This window comes from Canicola haemoglobinophilus, from assembly GCF_002015075.1.
Lineage (GTDB): Bacteria > Pseudomonadota > Gammaproteobacteria > Enterobacterales > Pasteurellaceae > Canicola > Canicola haemoglobinophilus.
In genome coordinates this window covers 1-1,359 of record NZ_MUXZ01000015.1, presented here as the reverse complement: position 1 = coordinate 1,359, position 1,359 = coordinate 1, and the positions used below count along the sequence as shown (strand labels likewise).

Sequence of the window (1,359 nt, the reverse complement as noted above, 5' to 3'; positions counted from 1 at the left end):
GATATTGAATCGGACTCAGTCCTTTTAATTTGAGCTGAATTCGCTCTTCGTTGTAATAACGCACATAGCTTCGTATAGCTTGCTCAAGTGCCTCAATGCTTTCAAAGGATTTTCCGTGAAAACATTCCGTTTTTAGCCGCCCAAAGAAACTTTCCATCGCCGCATTATCCAAGCAATTTCCTTTTCTTGACATACTTTGGCGAATACCGTTCGCTTTTAAAAGGGCTTGATAGCCTCGCATTTGGTACTGCCAGCCTTGGTCCGAATGTAAAATTGGCGTTGCATTTTTCGGGCACTTTCTTACCGCTTGTTCGAGCATCTGTTGTACCTGTTGAAAGTTCGGGCGACGACTAAGATTGTAAGCAATGATTTCATTGTTAAAACAATCCAAAATCGGCGAGAAGTAGAGCTTTTCCTCTTTTACCCTAAACTCAGTAATATCCGTCAGCCATTTCTGAGCCGGCTGTGTCGCTTTAAAGTTTCGCTGTAACTGGTTTGGTGCAATTTTACCGACCTCTCCTCGATAAGAGCGATATGTCCGTCTCTTGCGTGGTAAGACTTGTAAGCCCATTTCTTTAATGAGACGCTGCACTCGCTTATGATTAACATCCCCCAGCTTAATTGCGACCCGACGGTAACCATAGTGCGGTTCCTTTTGCTTAATTTCCAAAATCCGAGCTTTGACTTCGCTATCTTTATCTGTCTTCGGCTTGTTGTGGTAAAAGAACGAACTCCGAGCCAAATTAGCTATCGGCAATAATATCGCTAACGGGAAGGTTTTTCGCAACATCTCGACAACTTCCGCTGTTTGGCTTCGTCCCTTCTGATGATTTCGTCCAACTTTTTTAGAAAAGCGACCTCCGCTTCAAGTTCTAATATTCTCAGGCGTAAACGCTCTTCTTCCGTTTTGGGCGGGGGTGGCATTTTGGCGTATTTGGGCTTCATACTCGGGCGACCTTTAGGTTTTGGCAAGAGCCCTGTTATACCTTTTTTCTCAAAGGCTTTCAACCATTGAGAAATGCACCCCTCATTTGGAATACCAAAGTGGAGGCTAGCTTCCAATAAAGTAAACTTACTAGAAAGTACCGCTTGAACCACTTGCATTTTAAACGCAGGTGAATAGGTTCGTTTCGTGCGAAGTACTGCTAAGCCTCTTGAGCCAGAATAATGAAACTGAGCAATCCAGCGGCGGAGCGTCTTACTTTTTAGCCCAAACTGGCGAAGCGTAAGTGCTAGGTTTTGGTGATGGGCAAGATAAAAATCAATCACCTGCTGTTTAAAAGATGGGTTGTATTTCGTCATAAAAAATCTGCACCTCAATCAGTTGGTTGTTGAGTCCAACTTTTGGGGTGCAGATCA

The 1,359-nt window shown here is 43.8% G+C and carries 1 protein-coding gene; it reads right to left on the bottom strand.

Features of this window, described 5'->3' with window-relative positions:
* Nucleotides 1-1,302 (bottom strand): IS3 family transposase gene (locus B0186_RS11505; protein WP_143411930.1). Its coding sequence is split into 2 segments (ribosomal slippage), with 1,303 coding nucleotides annotated over them: nt 1-810 and nt 810-1,302; the frame shifts between segments, so codons are not numbered across the junction. This gene is flagged as partial in the annotation.
* Nucleotides 1,303-1,359 lie beyond the last annotated feature (57 nt).